The 19,785-nt window shown below is 59.4% G+C and carries 24 protein-coding genes and 4 tRNA genes; 22 read left to right on the top strand and 6 right to left on the bottom strand.

Going from position 1 to position 19,785, the window contains the following annotated elements:
- The first annotated feature begins 71 nt into the window (after positions 1–71).
- From rpsP to xerD, 7 genes are read left to right on the top strand one after another with little or no spacing between them, the layout of a single operon-like run.
- Complete coding sequence (gene rpsP, locus M5D89_RS00775; RefSeq protein ID WP_248883834.1) at positions 72–332, top strand: 30S ribosomal protein S16; 261 nt, start codon at positions 72–74, stop codon at positions 330–332.
- Positions 333–351: 19 nt separating this feature from the next.
- Positions 352–825 carry a ribosome maturation factor RimM gene (gene rimM / locus M5D89_RS00770; RefSeq protein WP_248883833.1) on the top strand — a complete coding sequence of 158 codons (474 nt, stop codon included), beginning with the start codon at positions 352–354 and terminating at the stop codon, positions 823–825.
- Positions 825–1,571, top strand: a complete 747-nt coding sequence (gene trmD, locus M5D89_RS00765) for a tRNA (guanosine(37)-N1)-methyltransferase TrmD (RefSeq protein WP_248886414.1) — start codon at positions 825–827, stop codon at positions 1,569–1,571. The genes rimM and trmD overlap by 1 nt, the downstream gene beginning before the upstream one ends.
- 12 nt (positions 1,572–1,583) lie before the next feature.
- A complete protein-coding gene (rplS, locus tag M5D89_RS00760; RefSeq protein ID WP_248883832.1) occupies positions 1,584–1,928 on the top strand; it encodes a 50S ribosomal protein L19 in 345 nt (114 codons plus the stop codon).
- Positions 1,928–3,142, top strand: coding sequence for a hypothetical protein (locus M5D89_RS00755; RefSeq protein WP_248883831.1), 1,215 nt, complete (start codon positions 1,928–1,930; stop codon positions 3,140–3,142). The genes rplS and M5D89_RS00755 overlap by 1 nt, the downstream gene beginning before the upstream one ends.
- Positions 3,139–3,630 (top strand): methylated-DNA--[protein]-cysteine S-methyltransferase, encoded by a 492-nt coding sequence (locus M5D89_RS00750; protein ID WP_248883830.1) that lies wholly within the window; start codon positions 3,139–3,141, stop codon positions 3,628–3,630. The genes M5D89_RS00755 and M5D89_RS00750 overlap by 4 nt, the downstream gene beginning before the upstream one ends.
- Complete coding sequence (gene xerD, locus M5D89_RS00745) at positions 3,617–4,531, top strand: site-specific tyrosine recombinase XerD (RefSeq protein WP_248883829.1); 915 nt, start codon at positions 3,617–3,619, stop codon at positions 4,529–4,531. The genes M5D89_RS00750 and xerD overlap by 14 nt, the downstream gene beginning before the upstream one ends.
- 4 nt (positions 4,532–4,535) lie before the next feature.
- On the opposite strand, the gene M5D89_RS00740 is transcribed toward xerD, so the two are convergent.
- The 3 genes from M5D89_RS00740 to M5D89_RS00730 form a co-directional block, all read right to left on the bottom strand.
- Complete coding sequence (locus M5D89_RS00740) at positions 4,536–6,059, bottom strand: Do family serine endopeptidase (RefSeq protein WP_248883828.1); 1,524 nt, start codon at positions 6,057–6,059, stop codon at positions 4,536–4,538.
- A 67-nt stretch (positions 6,060–6,126) separates the two neighbouring features.
- A complete protein-coding gene (trxA, locus tag M5D89_RS00735; protein ID WP_248883827.1) occupies positions 6,127–6,996 on the bottom strand; it encodes a thioredoxin in 870 nt (289 codons plus the stop codon).
- A 65-nt stretch (positions 6,997–7,061) separates the two neighbouring features.
- Positions 7,062–7,607, bottom strand: coding sequence for a hypothetical protein (locus M5D89_RS00730; RefSeq protein ID WP_248886413.1), 546 nt, complete (start codon positions 7,605–7,607; stop codon positions 7,062–7,064).
- Between the two features lie 98 nt (positions 7,608–7,705).
- Here M5D89_RS00730 and M5D89_RS00725 point away from each other — a divergent pair, with 98 nt between their 5' ends.
- The 9 genes from M5D89_RS00725 to M5D89_RS00685 all read left to right on the top strand — a co-directional run bounded on the left by M5D89_RS00725 (position 7,706) and on the right by M5D89_RS00685 (position 14,758).
- On the top strand, positions 7,706–8,476 hold the full coding sequence (locus M5D89_RS00725; RefSeq protein ID WP_248883826.1) for a hypothetical protein: 771 nt from the start codon (positions 7,706–7,708) through the stop codon (positions 8,474–8,476).
- A gap of 97 nt (positions 8,477–8,573) precedes the next feature.
- Positions 8,574–9,818 carry a serine hydroxymethyltransferase gene (glyA, locus tag M5D89_RS00720; RefSeq protein ID WP_248883825.1) on the top strand — a complete coding sequence of 415 codons (1,245 nt, stop codon included), beginning with the start codon at positions 8,574–8,576 and terminating at the stop codon, positions 9,816–9,818.
- Between the two features lie 2 nt (positions 9,819–9,820).
- Positions 9,821–10,303 (top strand): transcriptional regulator NrdR, encoded by a 483-nt coding sequence (nrdR, locus tag M5D89_RS00715; protein ID WP_248883824.1) that lies wholly within the window; start codon positions 9,821–9,823, stop codon positions 10,301–10,303.
- On the top strand, positions 10,293–11,414 hold the full coding sequence (gene ribD, locus M5D89_RS00710) for a bifunctional diaminohydroxyphosphoribosylaminopyrimidine deaminase/5-amino-6-(5-phosphoribosylamino)uracil reductase RibD (protein ID WP_248883823.1): 1,122 nt from the start codon (positions 10,293–10,295) through the stop codon (positions 11,412–11,414). The genes nrdR and ribD overlap by 11 nt, the downstream gene beginning before the upstream one ends.
- Positions 11,414–12,067, top strand: coding sequence for a riboflavin synthase (locus M5D89_RS00705; protein ID WP_248883822.1), 654 nt, complete (start codon positions 11,414–11,416; stop codon positions 12,065–12,067). The genes ribD and M5D89_RS00705 overlap by 1 nt, the downstream gene beginning before the upstream one ends.
- Positions 12,067–13,200, top strand: a complete 1,134-nt coding sequence (ribB, locus tag M5D89_RS00700) for a 3,4-dihydroxy-2-butanone-4-phosphate synthase (RefSeq protein ID WP_248883821.1) — start codon at positions 12,067–12,069, stop codon at positions 13,198–13,200. The genes M5D89_RS00705 and ribB overlap by 1 nt, the downstream gene beginning before the upstream one ends.
- Complete coding sequence (gene ribH, locus M5D89_RS00695; RefSeq protein ID WP_248883820.1) at positions 13,197–13,664, top strand: 6,7-dimethyl-8-ribityllumazine synthase; 468 nt, start codon at positions 13,197–13,199, stop codon at positions 13,662–13,664. Before ribB ends, ribH begins: the two co-directional genes overlap by 4 nt.
- Positions 13,665–13,696: 32 nt before the next feature.
- Positions 13,697–14,119 (top strand): transcription antitermination factor NusB, encoded by a 423-nt coding sequence (gene nusB / locus M5D89_RS00690; RefSeq protein ID WP_248883819.1) that lies wholly within the window; start codon positions 13,697–13,699, stop codon positions 14,117–14,119.
- An 81-nt stretch (positions 14,120–14,200) separates the two neighbouring features.
- The gene (locus M5D89_RS00685) at positions 14,201–14,758 is read left to right on the top strand and encodes a tetratricopeptide repeat protein (protein WP_248883818.1); all 558 of its coding nucleotides are present in this window, start codon (positions 14,201–14,203) and stop codon (positions 14,756–14,758) included.
- A gap of 1 nt (position 14,759) precedes the next feature.
- On the opposite strand, the gene M5D89_RS00680 is transcribed toward M5D89_RS00685, so the two are convergent.
- From M5D89_RS00680 to M5D89_RS00670, 3 genes are all read right to left on the bottom strand, one after another.
- The gene (locus tag M5D89_RS00680; RefSeq protein WP_248883817.1) at positions 14,760–15,110 is read right to left on the bottom strand and encodes a LapA family protein; all 351 of its coding nucleotides are present in this window, start codon (positions 15,108–15,110) and stop codon (positions 14,760–14,762) included.
- 17 nt (positions 15,111–15,127) lie between these two features.
- A complete protein-coding gene (ubiB, locus tag M5D89_RS00675) occupies positions 15,128–16,813 on the bottom strand; it encodes a ubiquinone biosynthesis regulatory protein kinase UbiB (protein WP_248883816.1) in 1,686 nt (561 codons plus the stop codon).
- Between the two features lie 79 nt (positions 16,814–16,892).
- Positions 16,893–17,540, bottom strand: coding sequence for an OmpA family protein (locus M5D89_RS00670; protein WP_248883815.1), 648 nt, complete (start codon positions 17,538–17,540; stop codon positions 16,893–16,895).
- Between the two features lie 237 nt (positions 17,541–17,777).
- Between M5D89_RS00670 and M5D89_RS00665 the strand changes: the two genes are divergently transcribed.
- From M5D89_RS00665 to secE, 6 genes are all read left to right on the top strand, one after another.
- Positions 17,778–17,862 (top strand) — tRNA-Tyr (locus tag M5D89_RS00665).
- A 19-nt stretch (positions 17,863–17,881) separates the two neighbouring features.
- A tRNA-Gly gene (locus M5D89_RS00660) sits at positions 17,882–17,955 on the top strand.
- Between the two features lie 6 nt (positions 17,956–17,961).
- Positions 17,962–18,037, top strand: a tRNA-Thr gene (locus M5D89_RS00655).
- A 40-nt stretch (positions 18,038–18,077) separates the two neighbouring features.
- Positions 18,078–19,268 (top strand): elongation factor Tu, encoded by a 1,191-nt coding sequence (gene tuf, locus M5D89_RS00650; RefSeq protein ID WP_248883814.1) that lies wholly within the window; start codon positions 18,078–18,080, stop codon positions 19,266–19,268.
- A 72-nt stretch (positions 19,269–19,340) separates the two neighbouring features.
- Positions 19,341–19,416, top strand: a tRNA-Trp gene (locus M5D89_RS00645).
- A 19-nt stretch (positions 19,417–19,435) separates the two neighbouring features.
- Complete coding sequence (gene secE, locus M5D89_RS00640) at positions 19,436–19,783, top strand: preprotein translocase subunit SecE (protein ID WP_248883813.1); 348 nt, start codon at positions 19,436–19,438, stop codon at positions 19,781–19,783.
- Positions 19,784–19,785: the final 2 nt, after the last annotated feature.

The raw sequence follows: 19,785 nt of genomic DNA, 5'->3' as shown, positions 1-19,785 counted from the left end.
GAATTTTTGGTTATGATTCGCGCCTTTCCCGCCGCGCCGGTTGCGGCAGAGTACTTTCGTGAGGATCGGATATGGTGGTGATTCGGATGGCTCGGGGTGGCGCCAAGAAGCGGCCCTTCTACCACATTGTGGTGGCCGATAGTCGGGCGCGGCGTGACGGACGTTTTATTGAGCGTCTTGGTTTCTACAATCCTGTCAGCAATCCTTCGGAGCTGCGCATCGACAAGGAACGCGCAGCATACTGGCTGGCGCAGGGGGCCCAGCCGTCCGATACCGTGGCGCGCTTCCTCAAGGCAGAAGGCGTGAGCAAAGCGGGTGTCAGCGCCGGCTGAGACGGAGGCGTGGGTACCATTGGGCCGCATTTCTGGCCTGTATGGTATCCGTGGTGCGGTCAAAGTCTTTTCTTACACGGAAGAACGTGATGGGATCCTTGCGCATCCGCTTTGGTATGTGGGATCTGCGCACCGACCCTATTCCGTCCTGTCCGGTGGCCTGCAGGCTGGTGCTGTCATCGCGCAGTTGCAGGGGGTGGATGATCGTGAGGGCGCCCGGGCACTGATCGGGCAAGAGATTGCCGTTCCAGCGTCGGCTCTGCCGCCTCTGCCGCAGGGTGAGTATTACTGGCGCGATCTGATCGGCATGCAGGTGTTCAACCGCGCTGCAGTGTTGCTCGGGGAAGTGAAGGATTTGCTGGAAACCGGTGCCAACGATGTCCTCGTGGTACAGGATGTGGAAGGCGCAGAACGCCTGATTCCCTGGACTGCCGAGGTTCAGGTCGATAGTGAAAGGCGCCGGATCGAACTGGACTGGGAAAAGGACTGGTGATGCGTTTCGATGTCATCAGTATTTTTCCGGAGCTGATCGAGAGTTATTTCCAGGCTGGGGTCCTGGCACGGGGACGGCAGCGTGGTCTGTTGGATCTGCGGGTGTGGAATCCGCGCGATTTCAGCACGTTGCCGCATCAGCGGGTGGATGATCGACCCTTTGGGGGTGGTCCGGGAATGCTGATGATGGCACCGCCACTCTTGGCCGCCATTGCGGCGGCGCGGAAAGAGAACGTCGCGGCGCCAGTTGCCTACCTGTCGCCGCAGGGGCGTCCTCTGCGCCAGGAAGATTGCCAGCGCTTCAGTGCGCGCCGGGGGATGATTCTCTTGGCTGGCCGCTACGAGGGTATCGATGAGCGGGTCATGGCGCAGGTCGACGAGGAGTGGTCGCTGGGGGACTACGTGCTTGCCGGGGGGGAGTTGCCAGCGCTGGTCCTGATCGAGGCAACGGCGCGTTTGTTGCCCGGTTTTTTGGGGCACGAGGCATCAGCACAGGAAGACAGTTTCGCCGCCGCGGAGTTGTTGGATTGCCCCCATTACACCCGGCCAGAGTCCTGGGCGGGGGTTGCTGTACCGTCGGTGTTGTTGTCTGGCGATCACGCACGCATCGCGCGCTGGCGGCATGGGCAGTCTTTGTTGCGCACGCGGGCGCGGCGCCCGGATCTGTGGGGGCAGCGCCAGCTGTCGGCAGAGGATATACGCTGTCTGCAAGAAGCAGAGGGCTTGGACGAAAGTGGCAGGGTGTGAAGGAGAAGTGCTGTGAACATCATCGACGAAATCAATCAGGAACAGGCCCAAAGCGAAATCCCCGATTTTATCGCGGGCGATACCGTCGCCGTACACGTGCGTGTGAAGGAAGGCGAGCGGGAGCGTATTCAGGTCTTTGAGGGCCTATGCATCGCGCGCCGCAACCGGGGGGTTCATTCTTCCTTCACGGTGCGCAAAATCTCCAGTGGTGAGGGCGTGGAACGGGTATTTCCCGTGCATTCTCCGCTGGTCTCCAAGGTGGAAGTGAAGCGTCGCGGTGACGTACGGCGCGCCAAGCTCTACTACCTGCGCGAACTCTCTGGCAAGGCAGCCCGTATTCGCGAAAAGCTCGGTTGATGAGCGCAGTGCAGTCTACCGCCTTGCTTACGCAGTGGCGGATGGCTGCGGCGGCGGAACAGGACCGCATCTGGGCTGACGCATCTTCGCGTCGGGCCCTTCAATCCCTTTTGCTGCAGGAAGGCCTGCCCTTATCCCAGGGGCAGGTGAGCGATCAATCTTGTCGTCGCTGGCTCGCCCAACTCAGTTTCGTGTTGGCGGCCAATGCCCTGCCGGGAAGGGTGGCAGCAAAGCAGTTGCCGACGGCGGCCGAGCAGGCAGAGCAGAGCATCCCCGAAAACTGGTTGCACGTCGTCCCGGACAACCCATTACCCATCGACATGGAACTCGACATTCTTGCCGAGGCCGTGGAAAAAAAGGACATACAGCGCCTTCTGCCGCGACTACGCAGCATGGCGGACGATGTCAAGGCCCGGCACCTGATCATTGATCGTTTGCGCCTGCGCGTGGCGGAGGATGGCTATGCCCATGGCTTGCGCAGTACCCTCTTGCACGTCTGGGGGCAATTGGGCGCCACCGTGTCCAGCACGGATTTCGTGCCCTTCACCCTTGCTGCATTGGAACAGCACTGGCATCTCCCCGAGGCCTGTGCAGTCGTTGTCCCCGAGGCGCGTGCGGAGCGCCGCACGGATAGTGGGAAGGCATTGCTGCAGAGCTTGCGGGAACGGGACCTCAGCGCTTATATGGAGCATCTGCGAGGGATGGGAGATCAACCCATAGCCGCCCTGCGGCAGCTGTTTCTGGCCTTGGGTTTGATGATTCTGGAATATCCGGCAGGTGCTCAGCTGGAGGCTTTGGGGCAACTCTATCTGTGGCTGGCTGCGGTGCTACAAATGCCGCACCGGAGTTTGCGTCGCTGTCGCCGCATCTTGTTCAGCGCCGCTGCCGATCTATTTCGCTTCGCCGGCTGGGAAGCGCAGCAAAATTGGCCGGGATACACCGAGCTCGCCGCCTTCCGGCATGCCTTGTCCGAAGCGCATGTGGCGCAGACGTACCGGGAAGATTGGCAACGGGTGCTGCAGGTTCAAGCCTTGGGAGAGGAGGCTTTGCGTGCCTGGTATCAGCGGCGCGCGGAACAGCAGCTTGATATGCATCCCGATCCCGCAGTCTCGTTTTGGGCGCATTGGCAAGAAACGCAGGTTGCGACTCAAGAACTCTCTGGACCTCTGTTATGGATTCACCCCCTGGTTTTCCTCCGCTTGTATCCGGAGTGAGCCGTCGCTGGCTCTACGCCGTCGCTGGCTTGGGCACGCTGGTGCTTGAATTTCACGGTGTCGTGCTCACTGGACTAAGCCCTGCGCCAGACGTGGCAATGGATCTGCCCTTCCTCCCGGCGCAACACGCTGTCGCGCAAGCCCTTGGAGCCTATGCCGCAGGGGATTTTGCCGTGTATGAGCGCTTGCTTTTGCAACTCCCCCTGCAGGCAGTGGGAACTCCTTTTCAGCAGCGTGTCTGGCGTGCCCTGCAAGAGATTCCTGTAGGGATTGTGCGCAGCTATGGTGAGCTTGCCGATACTTTGCACAGTGCGCCACGAGCCGTTGGCCAGGCCTGCCGCAAAAATCCTATTGCCATTCTCATCCCGTGCCATCGCATCGTCGCAAAACAGGGTCTCGGCGGCTACGCGGGCAAACGAAGGGGTCCCGAGCTCGCCTATAAGGCATTCCTCCTCCGCCATGAAGGCGTTTTCCATGCGCTTGACTGAAGCGCGGTCGTCCAGCCCAGACGCAGATATAGCGCAGTTTCTTGATGCGTTATGGTTGGAGCGCAACCTGACGGCGCTGACCTTGCGCGCCTACGGTCAAGATCTGGAGGCTCTGCGAGGATATCTGCAGGAGCGCAGTCGAAGCCTGTGCGAGGCGAGTAATGCGGATCTGGCAAACTTCCTTGCAGCGCGCCTTGCTGCTGGTGCGGCACTGCGCAGTCTACGGCGACAACTCTCCAGCCTGCGTAGCTTTTATGCTCATGCCTTGCGCGAAGGATGGATTGCTCAGGATCCCAGCCGAGATCTGCAATCTCCCCGTCTGGGGCGCCACCTACCGGAGGTGCCCTCCGAAGCTGAAGTTGAGGCCTTGCTTGCCATACCCGACCAATCGCAGCCTATGGGCCTGCGCGACGCAACCATGCTGGAGCTACTCTACGCCACCGGGTTACGGGTATCCGAGTTGGTGAGTTTGGAATTGTTCCAGGTCGATGTCTCGGCTGGCGTGGTGAAGACCTTTGGCAAAGGCCGAAAAGAGCGCTTGGTGCCGATGGGCGCACGGGCGCAGGACTTACTCCGCGCCTACCTGAGTCAAGCGCGCCCTCTACTCCTGCGTAATCAGGCGCAGACGGCGGTATTCTTGAGCCAGCGGGCCGAACCCATGACTCGGCAGCGCTTTTGGCAGATCATTCGCCGCTACGCTGAGCTCGCCAGTATCCACTGCTCGCTTTCTCCCCATAGTTTGCGCCATGCCTTCGCCACCCACTTGCTTGACCATGGTGCCGATCTGCGCAGTGTGCAACTGATGCTCGGGCATGCTCGGCTCAGTACCACCGAGATCTACACCCACATCGCCCAGGCGCGCTTGCAGGCGTTACATGCCGCGCACCACCCGCGCGGCTGAACGGTCAATCACCTTTTTTCGGTAAGCGTAGGACAATAAAGATGCTCGATTTGCCCTGGCGAATGAGGACCGGTATGGGTCTGTCGGCCGGTAGGGCGTTGACCAAGGCTTGCAACTGCTGTGGGTTCTGCACGGGCTTTTGATCAAACTGTTCGATGATCATGCCCGGTTGAATGCCGGCCTCTGCCGCTGCACCCTGATGCACGTCGACTACCTCCACTCCGCGCGTGATCCCCAGTTCTTGCATCAGCTTGGCAGGGGCGGGCCGTGCCGAAACCCCCAGGCGATGAATCTGGAGAACGGAAGTCTTTGCGCTTTGATTGCTCTCCATCTCCGCAGCTTTCTCTGGGCTTGGCAAGGCGCCAACGGTAATGGGCAGGTTGACCGCCTTGCCGTTGCGCAGGATCCCGATTTCTACTTGGGTTCCCGGTTTTTTCGTGCCGACCAGTAAAGGAAGTTGCCCAACACTATAGACAGGTTTGCCGGCGAAGGTGACGATGACATCGCCAGCGTGCAGCCCGGCGCGAGCAGCGGGGCTATCTGGTTCGATAGAGGCCACCAAGGCGCCCACCGGCTCATTCAGGTGCAGGGCCTCGGCCATATCTGGCGTCACACTTTGTACTTCGACCCCGAGATAGCCAAACTGGATGGCGCGATGCGCCTTGAGATCGTCCACCACCGACATCACCGTGTTGATGGGAATCGAGAACGACAAGCCCATATAGCCGCCGCTATTGGTGTAGATCTGGTCGTTGATGCCGACCACCTGCCCAAACATGTTGAAGAGTGGGCCACCCGAATTGCCGGGGTTGATGGGCACATCACTTTGGATGAAGGGAATATATTCGTCATCGGGCAGGGGACGGTCGAGAGCGCTGACTACCCCTTGGGTGACGGAATTGGAAAAACCGAAGGGGGTGCCTACTGCCAGAACCCATTGTCCCACCTTCAGATTACTGGAATCGCCGATAGGCGCCGTCGGCAGACCAGTAGCCTGGATCTTGAGGAGAGCGGTGTCGTAGCGTACCGATAGGCCAATGAGCTTGGCCGGATAGGCGTGATGATCCGCCAGAGTCACGATAATGTGTTTGGCATGGCGAACGACATGGGCCGCAGTGACGATGTAGCCATCACCGCTGATGATAAAGCCCGAACCGAGAGACTCGACTTTTTCCTGCGGTGGCCTTTTCCCTTGTGCATTGGGAGCGCCAAAATGTTGGAAGAAGCGATAGAAGGGCGAGTCGGGCGGGAAGGGATTACTGGCGCCGGGGATATCCTGCTCCGAGGTGGTGCTGATATTGACCACTGTTGGCCCATAGCGCTCGATCAGCGGGGTGAAATCCGGCAGGGCAACCAAAGGTTTCAATGGCGTGCTTTGGGGGACAGCGGCCACTGGCGCGGCGCTGGCAATCGGCGCTGGCGCAGCCACTTGTCCTTGTGCGCAGCCAGAAAGGAGGTAGGCTACGGCAGCCGCCGTCATGACCGCGCGACGCTGGGAAAAACGGAGGGTAGGAAGGGGGCTTGCCATCAAGTCATACTCCTTATGTGCCTTTGCGAGGCTGGGCGACGAAAGCGGATCCGTCAGGGAAACAGGCTCAATATAGCGCCCGCGCTAGTTTGCTGCGATATTCGTTGACCAACGGATGCTCCTTGCCAAGGAGCAGGAATATTTTCAGCAGGGTCTTGCGTGCCAGATCGTCACCATATTTTCGATGCTGCTGCACCATTTCGATGAGTTGCTCCAAAGCGGCTTGTTCCCGACCCTGCAGCAGCTCACGCAAGGCATGCTGGTACATGGCTTCCGCCTGCTCGTCGCCGCTGCTCTCGCGCATCCGCCGGGCAATTTCCTCGCTCGGAGGCGCATCGCGTAGCGCCGTCGAAAACTCCACCAGAGCCCGCAGGGCTTCGACACCCTCGCTGGCCTGGAAGGCTGGACTCAAGGCCGCGATCTCTGTCTCCGCCGCGCTATGGTCGCCGCGACCCATCAACAGGCGCGCAAGTTCGAGGCGTGCTTCGTCATTCCGTGCATCCTGCGCAAGCGCCGCGCGAAAGGCCTGTTCTGCTGCGGCGGTATCACCCCGCGCCAATGCCTCCATGCCGGCCCTGCGCTGCTCATCGCCGGCCTTGGGCAAAATCTTGTCGAGAAACTGGCGCAGGGCAGATTCCGGCAGAGCGCCGGTGAATTCATCCACCACCCGCCCATCGCGGAAGGCCTTGACTGCGGGAATGCCACGCACGGAATACTGGCGCGATAGCTCTGGATTTTCATCGGAGTTGATTTTGGCCAGCAAGAAGGCTCCTTGCATTTCCTCGGCAAGGCGCTCCAACACCGGGCCGAGGGCGCGACAGGGCCCACACCAGGGTGCCCAGAAATCCACCAGGACCGGGCGCTGAAACGATTCCTTTTCGACTGCCTCAGCAAAATTGCCGAGGTTTACTTCCACAACCTGCGGGCCAGTCGCCATATACTACTCTCCTGCTGCAAAATTTCCGCTCATGGTAGGGAGGATGATGGTGATGCTCAAGCCTGTCACTGTGCCTGCAGCTTGTGTATTTCCTCGACGATTTGCAGCAGCAGACTGCGGGTGCTTGCCCCCAGTCCTTTGCTCAGGCGCTCGACGTCGGTCTTGCCTTGCGACAGCGGGGCAAGGCAAGCACCCAGTCGCGCCATTTCGCCTCCGGCGCGCTGCATCTGGCTGGCCATTTGCCCGAGCCATTGCAGTGCCTGGGTATCGCCTCTCTGGGCAGCAACGACAACACCCGCGATGCCGGGCGCAGCAAGGCTCGGGTCCGGGCGGCTTTGAGGGTTGGGCAACGAGCCAGGGTCCTGCAAGCCCTGCAGCACGGTTTCCACGACGATACGATCCTCATCATCCAGGCCGAGCAAGATCGCTTCGTCGCGCTCGCCCGCCAATAGCCGTTCCAGCCGTTCGGCCAGGCTACCCCAACCATTGGCCCGAGCGACGCGCAGGCTTTCTTGCAGCGCCGGGCGGAGATCTGCATTGTGACAGGCAGATACGACTTGGTGAATGAGTTGGGCGTGGGCGCGTCGCACCTGCTCACGAAAGGCTGGCATTTCTTGCACGGCGTCATTCTCAAGATCCCATATTTCTTTGAGTTTGTAGCTTGCCTTCACTAGAATGTCAAAAGAGAACGGCGATGGAGGGCTATGGTTTGGCCAAGCAATGGCTGCAGCGTATGGAAAGCTGGGTGCGAGGTGGCGCCGAGATCGTGCGCGATCATCCGGGGCGTTGGGCGCGCTTTCTGCTTCTGCCCTTGGCCCTCACCGCTCTACCGTTGCCATTCTGGCTGATGTATGGTCTGGCCCCGCTGGGGCTCTTGGGTGGGCTCTATCTCGCCGGTCGCTGTGATGGTCAGGACTACTCCTGGGAGCAGCTGCGTCATGCCTTGGGGGTGGCAATTTTGTGGGGTATGATCCTTACCCTCTTTGGATTGCTTTTTGAGTTTGGGCGCGAAACGGTGCTGCTCGGTGCCCTTCTCAGTGGGGTGCAGGGGAATTGGCAGATTGGGCAGGAACCGGGCTTCTGGGGCTGGTGGATGGGTTTCAGTGAGCGCCTCACAGATCTCGCTATGACGCCGTACTTTTGGTTCTCCCCGGCATTTTTTGGCGTGGCCTTGGCGTTACATAAAGGGCATGGCTGGATCGAAGCCGAAGTGGAGACCACCTTGGCATTGCTGTTTCGCCAGGAGTTGCGCGATCCGTTGATTGCCCTCTGGGCAATTCTCCTCATCGCCAGTGTGATTCTGCCTTTGCCTGCGCAGGTCTGGCTTGCACTCTTCGTCTGGGTCTTGGGGCCGCCGATCGTTTATGTGGCCTACGAAGACATTTTTGCCAACAAACAGCGGCCACGGCGCAAGCGGGAAAGCAAGGCGCTGCAGTTACCGGTGTTGCAGGTGCAGCCGCAGAAGGTGCGAACCAGTTGAATCTCCTTCATGCGAAGACTGCAGATTTTGCGCTTGAGCCTGACGGCAGCGACTTGCTACTGTTCGGCCAGGAAAAATTCTAGACTCAGGAGTCCCCATGTTCTCTTCCTCCCAGCGCCTTGCCGATTTCGACCCTGCCCTGGCGCAAGCCATGGAAAAGGAGCGGGTTCGGCAAGAAGACCATGTTGAATTGATTGCTTCGGAAAACTACACCAGCCCCATGGTGATGGCGGCACAAGGTTCTGTGCTTACCAATAAATATGCGGAGGGTTACCCCGGTAAGCGCTACTATGGTGGCTGTGAGTATGTCGACATCGTCGAACAGCTCGCCATTGATCGTGCCAAGGAATTGTTTGGTGCCGAACATGCGAATGTACAGCCGCATTCCGGCTCCCAGGCCAATCAGGCAGTCTATTTCTCCGTGCTCAAGCCGGGCGACAAGATCATGGGTATGAGTCTGGCCCATGGTGGACATCTGACGCATGGCGCCAAGGTGAATCTGTCGGGTAAGGTCTTCGATGTCGTGGCCTACGGTGTGCGGCGCGAAGATGGGCGCATCGATTACGACGCCATGGCGGCGCAGGCGGAGCAGGAGCGTCCCAAAATGATTGTGGCGGGGGCCAGCGCCTATTCGCGGATCATTGATTTTGCGCGGATCGGCGAGATCGCACGCAGCATCGACGCTTATTTGCTGGTGGACATGGCGCATATTGCCGGGCTCGTGGCGGCAGGGCTGCATCCCAGTCCGGTACCGCACGCCGATTTTGTCACCACCACCACCCACAAAACCCTGCGTGGCCCACGCGGTGGCTTGATTCTCTGCCGGGAAGAATACGCGAAGAAGGTCAATTCCCTCATTTTCCCCGGTATTCAGGGCGGGCCATTGATGCACGTCATTGCGGGCAAGGCGGTGGCATTTCAGGAAGCCCTGCAGCCGGAGTTCAAGAGCTACCAGGCGCAGGTGATTCGCAATGCGCAAAGACTGGCGTCGGTTCTGGGGGGGCGAGGGTATCAGGCCGTTTCTGGTGGCACCGATAATCATCTCTTTCTCCTTGATCTGGGCGAGAAGGTGACGGGAAAGGAGGCGGAGGAAGCCCTGGGCAATGCCAACATCACGGTAAACAAAAATGCGGTGCCCTTCGATGTCCGCCCGCCGGCGGTCACCAGTGGCATTCGTATTGGTACCCCTGCGGCTACCACTCGCGGCTTTGCCGAGCCAGAGATGGAGATCCTCGGCACAGCCATCGCCGATGTTCTGGACGCCCATGCGGATGCGGCGGCGGTGAACAATGTTCAGAGCCGTATCGTGGATCTCTGCCGGCGTTTTCCGGTCTATGGCTAAAGGTGCACTGCCCTTTTTGCGCGCATGAGGATACCCGCGTCGTCGACTCGCGTATCGCCGATGATGGCGAATCCGTGCGTCGACGACGGGAGTGCCCTGCCTGCGGCCAGCGCTTTACCACCTTCGAGCGGGCGGACTTGGCCTTTCCCATGGTGGTCAAGGCGGATGGTCGGCGGGAACCCTATCGGCAAGAGAAGCTCCTGGCGGGTTTGCAACGGGCACTGAGCAAGCGCCCAGTACCGATGGCGAAGATCGATCTCGCCCTGCGCGAGATCGAGAAACAGATTCGTAGTCAGGCAGAGCGAGAAATTCCAGCACGCCATATTGGTGATTTGGTGATGGCGGCCCTGCGCGATCTAGATCCGGTTGCCTATGTGCGCTTTGCCTCGGTGTATCGCCGTTTCGATGATCTGCATGCCTTCAATAGCGAAATCCAGGCCCTGCTGGATCCAGAACGAAAAGACGAACGCGTTGATGATGAGTGACACGGATCAAAGCGATCGCGATTTTATGCGCGCGGCCCTTGCGCTGGCGCAGCAGGGGCTATTCAGCACGCATCCGAATCCCCGGGTCGGCGCATTGGTCGTGCGTGACGGCGAGGTGATCGGGCGAGGGGCACACCATCAGGCGGGCGGCGCCCATGCTGAAGTCTTTGCCTTGCAGGAGGCAGGGGCGCGAGCACGGGGGGCGACTTTGTATGTAACCCTTGAGCCCTGCAGTCATCAGGGTCGCACGCCGCCCTGCAATGACGCGGTGATTGCCGCTGGTATCTCGCGCGTGGTGGTCGCCACCGTCGATCCCAATCCCCTGGTGCGTGGTGCAGGGATCGCGCGTCTGCGTGCCGCTGGTATCAGCGTGGTGCAGTCCTGCCTGGAGGAGCAGGCCATTTGGCTGAACCGCGGTTTCTTCCAACGGATGCGCGCCCAGCGCCCATGGATACGAATCAAACAGGCCAGCAGTCTGGATGGCAAGGTGGCATTGGCCAACGGCGAGAGTCAATGGTTGACCGGCGAAACGGCGCGGGCCGATGTGCAGCGGGAACGGGCGCAGGCCAGTGCGATCCTGGTTGGGGTGGGGACGGTGCTGGCCGATGACCCCCGCCTTGCGCCACGCATGGAGGAGAAGCTCCTGCGCTATCCAGTCAAAATCATTCTTGATGGTCGATTGCGCACCCCTCCCACGGCAGCGGTCTTGCGCAGCCCAGGCGTTACTTGGGTCGTGCATCGCCAGGATCTGGATGATAGCGCCAACGCAAATCAACTTTTGGCTGCTGGCGCGCGCTTGTTCGCTCTTCCTGCGGCAGATTCTGGAATCGGCGTCGATTTCCCGGCTTTGCTGCAGCTTCTGGTGCAAGAAGAAATCAATGAGGTTCTGGTGGAGGCGGGAGGGCGTTTGGCCAGTAGTCTCTTGGCCGCTGATCTGGTGGACGAATATCTGCTGTATTATGCCCCATTACTTCTGGGGCGGGATGCCCGTCCCTTTGCCGAGCTTGGCCCGGTTGCGCGACTCAGCGAGGTTCCGCGCTGGCGCTTGCTGGAAAATCTCGCACTGGGCGCGGACGTAAAGTTGCGCTATCTCTGTCGGGAGGCAATCTGATGTTTACTGGGATCATCCAGGCGGTGGGCACGCTGCAGAAGCGGGAGCATGTAGGCGGCGATCAGCGCTTTTGGATTGCCGCTGGCGCCCTCGATTTGGCGGATCTGCAGTTGGGCGACAGCATTGCCGTTTCCGGGGTGTGCCTGACGGCAGTGGCGCTGGAAAAAGAACGTTTCGCTGTCGATGTCTCTTTGGAAACCCTCCAGCGCAGCATTCTCGGTGACCTGAGTCCTGGCGCTCCAGTCAATCTGGAAAAGGCCCTGCGCCTGGCGGATCGCTTGGGAGGGCATCTGGTTGCTGGCCATGTCGATGGTGTGGGAACGCTGCTGCAGGCGCGTCCGGCGGGCCGCTCCCAAGTCTATCGAGTGCAGGTGCCAGCGGAGTTGCGGCGTTATATCGCCGGCAAGGGCAGTATCTGTGTGGATGGCATCAGCCTCACCGTCAATGCGTTGCAGGAAGATGGCTTCGATCTCAATCTGATCCCCCACAGTCTGGCCCAGACCACCGCACGCTACTGGAAGCCCGGGCAACGCCTGAACCTGGAAGTGGACCTTCTGGCGCGCTACCTCGAGCGCCTCATGGTCGACGGGGGGCGAAGCAAGGTAGAATCGCGTCTCGATGCTGCAAGCTTGGCAGCGAAAGGATACCGTTGATGACGGAAGAACGCAGGATCAGCTCCACAGAAGAAATCTTGGCAGAGATTCGCGCCGGCCGGATGGTCATCTTGATGGATGACGAGGATCGCGAAAACGAGGGCGATTTGATTTTGGCAGCAGAGCACGCCACACCCGATGCCATCAATTTCATGGTGCGCGAGGCGCGTGGCCTCGTCTGCTTACCCTTGACGCAAGAACGCTGTGAGCAGCTGCAACTGCCGCAGATGGTCCGCCACAATACCGCGCAACTGGGTACCGCCTTCACCGTCTCGATCGAGGCGGCACGGGGAGTGAGCACCGGCATCTCCGCTGCCGACCGAGCCACGACGATCCAAGCGGCCATTGCCGACGATGCCGGCCCCCAGGACATCGTCATGCCCGGCCACATCTTTCCGTTGGCAGCGCAGCCGGGTGGGGTATTGGTACGTGCCGGCCATACGGAGGCGGCAGTGGATTTGGCGCGCCTGGCGGGCTGCAAGCCGGCCGGCGTCATCTGTGAGATCCTCAACGAAAACGGCGAGATGGCGCGTCTCCCAGACCTCTTGCCCTATGCGGCGCGCCATGCGCTGAAGTTGGGGACGATTGCCGATCTCATTCGCTATCGGCTCGAGCGCGAGCGTATTGTGCGGCACGAAGGGAGTGGTCCTTGGCAGACCCCGTGGGGCGAATTTACCTTGCATCTGTATCGGGACTGGATCTCGGGAGAGACCCACTTTGCCCTCGTCAAGGGAAATCCTGCGGCCCGCGAAGAGCCGGTCCTGGTGCGGGTGCAGGTGGGAAAAGCCCTCACGGATCTCTTTCTCGGTGCGCAAGGCCCCGTTTCCCAGGCGCTGGCGCGTTTGGCACAGGAAGAGGCAGGCGTCTTGGTGTACCTGCAGCACGCAGAGGACGCGGAAACCTTGCGCGCGCAAATTGCCGAGTTACCAGCGCGTCCCAAGGGGCCGGGTCAAAGCGGCGACTCCCACCGCATCTTGCGGACCTTCGGTATCGGTGCGCAGATCCTTACGGATCTCGGCGTGCATCAAGCGGTGGTGCTCAGTGACAGTCAGTTTCAGTATCGTGGTATTGGCGGTTTCGGGCTCGAAATCGTCGGTCAACTTCCCTTTCTCGAAACAGGAAAACACCCATGATCGAGCATATTGAAGGTACCCTCCAGGTTGGTGCTGGCGAGCGTTATGCCCTACTGGTATCGCGGTTCAATAGTTTTATTACCCAGCAGCTGGAGCAAGGGGCCATCGACGGTCTGAAACGCCACGGCGCGACGGAAGAGCAAATCCAGGTGATCTACAGCCCTGGCGCCTACGAAATTCCCCTTCTCGCACAAAAGATCGCACGTTCGGGCAAGTTCTCGGCTGTGCTCTGTCTCGGCGCAGTGATCCGTGGAGGTACGCCACACTTCGACTACGTTGCTGGTGAGGCGGCGAAAGGTATCGCGCAAGTCGGTCTGGATACCGGCGTGCCCGTCATTTTCGGCATCCTCACCACGGACAGTATCGAGCAAGCCATCGAACGGGCGGGCACCAAAGCCGGCAACAAGGGCTTTGATGCAGCCCTGACGGCAATGGAGATGGTCCAACTCCTCAAACGTCTGTGATGGAGCCAGCACGTACTCCCAGCCGGCGGCGTTTGGCTCGTATTGCTTTGGTACAAGCATTGTATCAATGGCAAATGAACCCGACCCCCTGTGCCGAACTGGCGGCGCAATTCCACGCTGAGCCGGAGCGGCTGGCGAACGCCGATACCGCGTTTTTCGACCGAGTCTGGACGGCGCTCTGTGGGCAAATTGAGGCGCTGGATCCCGCCATCGCCGCGGCCCTGCAGGAACGGCTCTGGGAGAGCGAGGTCAACGAAGTGGAGCGTGCGATCCTGCGCCTGGCCGCCTTCGAATTACATTCGCTGCCGGAGACGCCCTATCGCGTGATCATCAATGAGGCGATCGAACTCGACAAAGCCTTCGGCGCGGAGCAGGGGCACCGCTTTATCAATGGGGTATTGGATCAACTCGCGCGGCGTTGGCGGATGGCGGAGCAAAATCCCGCCGATACGTAGGGCTTGTCGATTTCACCTATAGCCATGCATGAGGTTTTTATTGTAACCTTCTGACTATCAGGGTTTTCTGTCGAGGCAATTATGGGAAATTGGACGAAATTTATCGTTGCGGCTCCGGTATTTTTGGGCTTCAGTGCAGCAGTGTCAGTATCCGCGTGGGCAGGCACCCTCAGTCAGTCGTCCCTCGAGGACTCGGCCACTACGTCACCAGCCGTGCTGACTACTGCCAAGCTGGAAAATAGTATTGGTACGCGTTGTGCCCTGGGAGATGGCGTGCCGCAAGATTATGCCTTGGCAGCGCAATGGTTTGAGAAGGCTGCGGCGCATGGCTATGGTAAGGCGGAATACAATCTGGGCATGCAGTATTATTTTGGCCAAGGATTGAAGCAGGACTACGCCCAAGCGGCCTACTGGTGGCAGCGGGCGGCGGATCAGAATGTTGCCTCGGCCCAATATAATTTGGGCAATCTCTATTACCAAGGCATCGGGGTAAAGCAGGATTTCCAGAAAGCGGCCTACTGGTGGAAAATGGCGGCGGAACGGGGTGTTGCGCAGGCAAAGACCAATCTCGGCGTGCTCGAGAAGTGGCAGCAGAAAAACCTCCACGCCGTAGCGGACAAAACCGCCGTCACGCCCTGAATCAGGGTTCCTGTCCCGAGGAAGGGCTGTCCGGCGCTTCCTCTTTCCTGATCTCTGTACCCTTGGCCAGTTCCTGTTCCAGCGTCTGTCGGCGGCCTTGTTCATTGGCAAGCTTCGCCTCTAGATCACTGATATGCCTGCCGTGCTTACGAATGCGCCAACGGTTACGCAAGTGGGTGGGGAAGTAGAAAATCGCACTGGCAATGACCCCAGCAACAAAAGCGATCAGCACAATCACTCCTGCCGACTGCTGAAATTCCCAAGCGAAGAAACGCACGGTGCTGGGGGTATTATTTTGCACCGCAAAGACTACGGCCAGGGCGGCGATCAGCAAAGAAAAAATCATCCACATGTCTCAGCTTCTCCTGATTACGGGTGGGAGCGAATGAATACTGCCTGAAACCAGCGACTGACTGCCCAGCCCAACGGCGGCAGAAACAACAACCACAGCCACACGGGAATATCCAGAATCATCGCGCTCAGATCTCCCTCCACGGCCGCGATCAGCGCCAGTCCCATGAGTACGATGACGGAGCTGGTTAGCCAGGCCAAACGTCGCAGACCGTGCCGCAGTTCGCGCCGTATACCTTCCAATTCCTCATTCCGTACCGGTACTTCGAGTTCCCCCCGTTGCGCTTGCTGGAGCAGACTGTGCACCAGTTCCGGCAGTTCGGGTAGTACCAGGCCCCACTGCGGCGCATGGCGTTGAATTTGGCTCCACCACGCCTGCGGCCCGCGTTGTCGATTCAGCCAAGTACGGAGCAGTGGGGTTGCCACCTCCCAGATATTCAATGTGGGATTGAACTCCCGCGCAATCCCCTCGACATTGACCAGGGTCTTTTGCAAGAGTAGCAGCTGTGGCTGGGTTTGCATTTGAAAGCGTCGCGTGGTCTGGAAAAGCCGCAATAACAGTTGGGCTACCGAGATTTCGTGTAACGGCTTTTGGAAAACGGGCTCGGCGATGGCGCGAATGGCGGTCTCGAAATCCTGCACATTGGTTTCTGGGGGCACCCAACCGGCTTCAATGTGCGCCTCGGCCACTCGCCGATAGTCGCGGTTGAAGAAGGCAACCATGTTTTCCGCCAGATAGTGTTGACTGGCTTCGTCCAGGCTACCCATGATGCCAAAATCAACGGCAATGAAGCGACCATTGCTCGGGTCGATGAAGATATTGCCCGGGTGCATGTCGGCATGAAAGAACGAATCGCGAAAAACCTGGCGAAAAAAGATTTCTGCAGCACGGCGCGACAGCTGATCGAAATTGATCCCGGCAGCGCGCAGGGCATCAAGTTGACCAATCTGAATGCCGCGGATGCGCTCCATCACCAGCACCTCCTCGCTGCAATAGTCCCAGAAGATTTCCGGGATATAGAGCAGCTCCGGTTCCGCCGCAAAATTTCGCCGCAACTGGCTGGCGTTGGCCGCCTCCTGTAAAAAATCCAGTTCACCACGCAGGGTCTTCGCATACTCGGACACCACTGCACGCACGCGCAGGCGCCGCCCTTCCTGAGAGTAACGCTCTGCCAGATCGGCCAGCCACGCAAGGATGCCGAGATCCTGATCAATGATACGGCGCAGGCCCGGCCGCCGGATCTTGATGGCAACTTCGCGGCCATCCAGTAGCCGACCGAAATGTACTTGGGCGATCGAGGCAGCCGCTGCGGGTTCCGCCTCCAGCTCCGCGAAGAGCTCCGTCGCCGGCTTCTTTAATGACGCTGCAATGATCTGCCAGGCTTGTTCCGATGGAAATGGCGGCACGGCATCCTGCAGCTTGGCCAATTCCCGAGTGATTTCTTCCGGCAACAGATCGCGTCGGGTCGAGAGCATTTGACCGAGCTTGATAAAGGTCGGACCGAGGCTTTCCAGGGCTAGACGCAGACGAGCACCAAAGCTTCCCTCCGGTTTTGGCATGACCCAGCGCGCGGGGTTCAGCTTGAGCAGCGCCTGATAGGGTTTGAGAAGAGGAAGATAGTAGAGTAGTTCGTCCAGCCGATAGCGGACCAGAACACGAGTGATCTCGAAAATACGCAGGGAACGGAGGTAGGATTGGCGCATGGCCGGATTCTAGCATGGCTAGTGCGGAATAGGACCAAAAAAGGGCCCCATTGGGGCCCGGAGACGGAAAAAGCGAACGTTATTTGGTAATCGTTTTTTCCACCTTGATACTACTGTTGATCTCCACACGCTGGTTCAAGAAACGCCCCTGCGCGGTGGCGTTGCTGGCCACTGGATCATTGTAGGAATGGCCCTTGAGTACCATCCGGCTGCGGCTGACGCCGTGCTGCTCAAGATATTGCGCCACACTATTGGCACGCTGCTGCGACAACTTCAGGTTATAGGCATAGGTGCCAACCTTACTGCAGTAGCCATTGACATCGAGAACGGCATCCGGATGTTTGTTGGCAAAATCTGCGACCTCGTCCAGAACGCGGATATCATGGTCCAGAAGCTTGTAGGAATTGAACTTGAAGTTGATGCCGGTGATGGTGATGGGCTTACTCACCAATACGGTCTGCTCCACTGGGGCGATGGGTGCCGGAGCTGGCGCTGGTGCAGGGGCTGGCGCGACTGCTACCGGCTTCGGCGGTACGCAGTACGCTGGGGCAGGGCCATCCGACTCTGGACGTCCGCCACGCACGCATTGGCCCTTGGCGGTGACTATGGGAGCACCCTGGGCAGTGACGGCGTAGCCTTCATAGGGGTTGGTGCTGGCCAGTGCCACCCCGGAACTGACAAACGCTGCCAAAGACACGGCCAGCGTTAGACGCAGATTGTTCGACATTGCAATACCCTCCTCAATACCAAATTTAGAGCCGCAGCGTAATCAGGGCAGCGGTATTTTTACAACAACGGCAAGAATGTTGTAATTCGACAACGCTGTCAAGGTTTTTGCCCCCTATCTCGGTTCCTCCCGGTGGAGGCACGGAGGGTTGAGAAAATTACCTTTATCGTTGATCTTTTAGCCGAGCAGAAGCCTTGACAGCCCCGGGCGACGCAGGGATAATTCGCCGCTACCGCTGGAGGGGTTCCCGAGCGGTCAAAGGGATCAGACTGTAAATCTGACGGCTCTGCCTTCGGAGGTTCGAATCCTCCCCCCTCCACCAGATTGCCGACTTCGGTCGTGCGGGTGTAGTTCAATGGTAGAACCTCAGCCTTCCAAGCTGATGGTGTGGGTTCGATTCCCATCACCCGCTCCAAGTTCGGCCCACATAGCTCAGTCGGTAGAGCACTTCCTTGGTAAGGAAGAGGTCACCGGTTCGAATCCGGTTGTGGGCTCCATTTTGTTTAGGGTCGCTTTTGATTGAAGAGGGTCTTCTGAATGTCCAAGGGAAAGTTTGAGCGGACGAAGCCGCACGTAAACGTGGGAACGATTGGTCACGTGGATCATGGGAAGACCACGTTGACGGCGGCGCTGACGAAGGTATTGTCGGCGAAGTTTGGCGGCGAGATACGGGCCTACGATCAGATTGACAACGCGCCGGAAGAGCGTGCGCGCGGCATTACGATTGCGACCTCGCACGTAGAGTATGAGACGGCGAACCGGCATTATGCGCACGTGGATTGCCCGGGGCATGCCGACTATGTGAAGAACATGATCACCGGAGCGGCACAGATGGATGGCGCGATTCTCGTGTGTTCGGCGGCGGACGGTCCGATGCCGCAGACGCGGGAGCACATTCTGCTGGCGCGGCAGGTAGGCGTACCCTTCATTGTCGTGTTTTTGAACAAGGCCGACATGGTCGACGACGCCGAGTTGCTCGAGCTGGTCGAGATGGAAGTGCGCGAGCTGCTGTCCAAGTACGAGTTCCCCGGTGACGACATTCCGGTCGTGATTGGCTCTGCGCTGAAGGCCCTGGAAGGGGATCAGAGCGACATCGGCGAGCCGGCGATTTTCAAGCTGGCCGAAGCGATGGACAGCTACATCCCCATGCCGGAGCGCCCGGTAGACAAGACCTTCCTGATGCCGATTGAAGACGTATTCAGTATTTCCGGTCGTGGCACGGTGGTGACGGGACGTATTGAGCGCGGCATGGTCAAGGTCGGCGAGGAGGTCGAGATTGTTGGCATTCGCCCGACGAGCAAGACCACGGTGACGGGTGTAGAGATGTTCCGCAAGATCCTGGATCAGGGGGAAGCGGGAGACAACGTCGGCGTATTGCTGCGTGGCACGAAGAAGGACGATGTGGAGCGCGGTCAGGTGCTGGCGAAGCCGGGCACGATCAAGCCGCACACCAAGTTCGAGGCAGAGGTGTACGTCCTCTCGAAGGAAGAGGGCGGTCGTCACACACCGTTTTTCAACGGCTACCGGCCACAGTTTTACTTCCGTACCACGGACGTGACGGGAGCGGTAGAGTTGCCGGAAGGGGTAGAGATGGTGATGCCGGGTGACAATGTGCAGTTCAAGGTCACTCTGATTGCGCCGATTGCCATGGAAGATGGCCTACGTTTTGCGGTGCGCGAAGGCGGACGTACCGTCGGCGCCGGCGTCGTGTCGAAGATCGTCGAGTAAGTTGGGAAGCTTTGGCTGCCTGCGGGTGGCCACTGGTGACGGCGGCCAGGATCGGCCGCCCTATGTTTCTGCAGGGCAGTAGCTCAACTGGTAGAGCAGCGGTCTCCAAAACCGCAGGTTGGGGGTTCGAGCCCCTCCTGCCCTGCCATTTTTAGGAAGCGGCATTCATGTCAGAGAAAGTGAAACTCTATGTAGCGGCCTCATTCGCCGCCTTGGGGGTGCTCGCCTATTTTCTGGTACCGCTTCGTTTCGGCGCGTACGTACCCAGCATTGCGTTGATCCTTGGTCTCCTGCTGGCACTTCTGTTCTTTGCCTGGAGCGAGGGCGCGCCAGCGCTGGTACAGTTTTTTCGTGAGTCCTACGTCGAACTGCGCAAGGTGGTCTGGCCGAGTCGCCCAGAGTTGTTGCGCAGCACTGCGGTGATCCTTGGGTTGATCATCGTTATTGCCTTGTTTTTGTGGTTGGTGGATCTGGCCTTGCTGGCGGTCGTCCGTTTTGCGTTGGGAGGCGCCTAGTC

Source organism: Acidithiobacillus acidisediminis (assembly GCF_023277115.1).
Classification (GTDB): Bacteria; Pseudomonadota; Gammaproteobacteria; order Acidithiobacillales; family Acidithiobacillaceae; genus Igneacidithiobacillus; species Igneacidithiobacillus acidisediminis.
The sequence above is the reverse complement of the archived record's forward strand: the minus strand, read 5'-3'. Positions and strand labels throughout refer to the sequence as shown.

Bases quoted from the DNA above. Each gene is read 5' to 3' on its own strand.
- ribH (WP_248883820.1), top strand. From the start codon at position 13,197: ATGATCGAGCATATTGAAGGTACCCTCCAGGTTGGTGCTGGCGAGCGT.
- M5D89_RS00730 (WP_248886413.1), bottom strand. From the start codon at position 7,607: ATGCCAGCCTTTCGTGAGCAGGTGCGACGCGCCCACGCCCAACTCATT.
- M5D89_RS00670 (WP_248883815.1), bottom strand. From the start codon at position 17,540: ATGTCGAACAATCTGCGTCTAACGCTGGCCGTGTCTTTGGCAGCGTTT.
- trxA (WP_248883827.1), bottom strand. From the start codon at position 6,996: ATGGCGACTGGCCCGCAGGTTGTGGAAGTAAACCTCGGCAATTTTGCT.
- xerD (WP_248883829.1), top strand. From the start codon at position 3,617: ATGCGCTTGACTGAAGCGCGGTCGTCCAGCCCAGACGCAGATATAGCG.
- rpsP (WP_248883834.1), top strand. From the start codon at position 72: ATGGTGGTGATTCGGATGGCTCGGGGTGGCGCCAAGAAGCGGCCCTTC.
- M5D89_RS00755 (WP_248883831.1), top strand. From the start codon at position 1,928: ATGAGCGCAGTGCAGTCTACCGCCTTGCTTACGCAGTGGCGGATGGCT.
- M5D89_RS00705 (WP_248883822.1), top strand. From the start codon at position 11,414: ATGTTTACTGGGATCATCCAGGCGGTGGGCACGCTGCAGAAGCGGGAG.
- M5D89_RS00685 (WP_248883818.1), top strand. From the start codon at position 14,201: ATGGGAAATTGGACGAAATTTATCGTTGCGGCTCCGGTATTTTTGGGC.
- M5D89_RS00740 (WP_248883828.1), bottom strand. From the start codon at position 6,059: ATGGCAAGCCCCCTTCCTACCCTCCGTTTTTCCCAGCGTCGCGCGGTC.
- ribD (WP_248883823.1), top strand. From the start codon at position 10,293: ATGATGAGTGACACGGATCAAAGCGATCGCGATTTTATGCGCGCGGCC.
- M5D89_RS00680 (WP_248883817.1), bottom strand. From the start codon at position 15,110: ATGTGGATGATTTTTTCTTTGCTGATCGCCGCCCTGGCCGTAGTCTTT.
- tuf (WP_248883814.1), top strand. From the start codon at position 18,078: ATGTCCAAGGGAAAGTTTGAGCGGACGAAGCCGCACGTAAACGTGGGA.
- glyA (WP_248883825.1), top strand. From the start codon at position 8,574: ATGTTCTCTTCCTCCCAGCGCCTTGCCGATTTCGACCCTGCCCTGGCG.
- ribB (WP_248883821.1), top strand. From the start codon at position 12,067: ATGACGGAAGAACGCAGGATCAGCTCCACAGAAGAAATCTTGGCAGAG.
- trmD (WP_248886414.1), top strand. From the start codon at position 825: ATGCGTTTCGATGTCATCAGTATTTTTCCGGAGCTGATCGAGAGTTAT.
- secE (WP_248883813.1), top strand. From the start codon at position 19,436: ATGTCAGAGAAAGTGAAACTCTATGTAGCGGCCTCATTCGCCGCCTTG.
- ubiB (WP_248883816.1), bottom strand. From the start codon at position 16,813: ATGCGCCAATCCTACCTCCGTTCCCTGCGTATTTTCGAGATCACTCGT.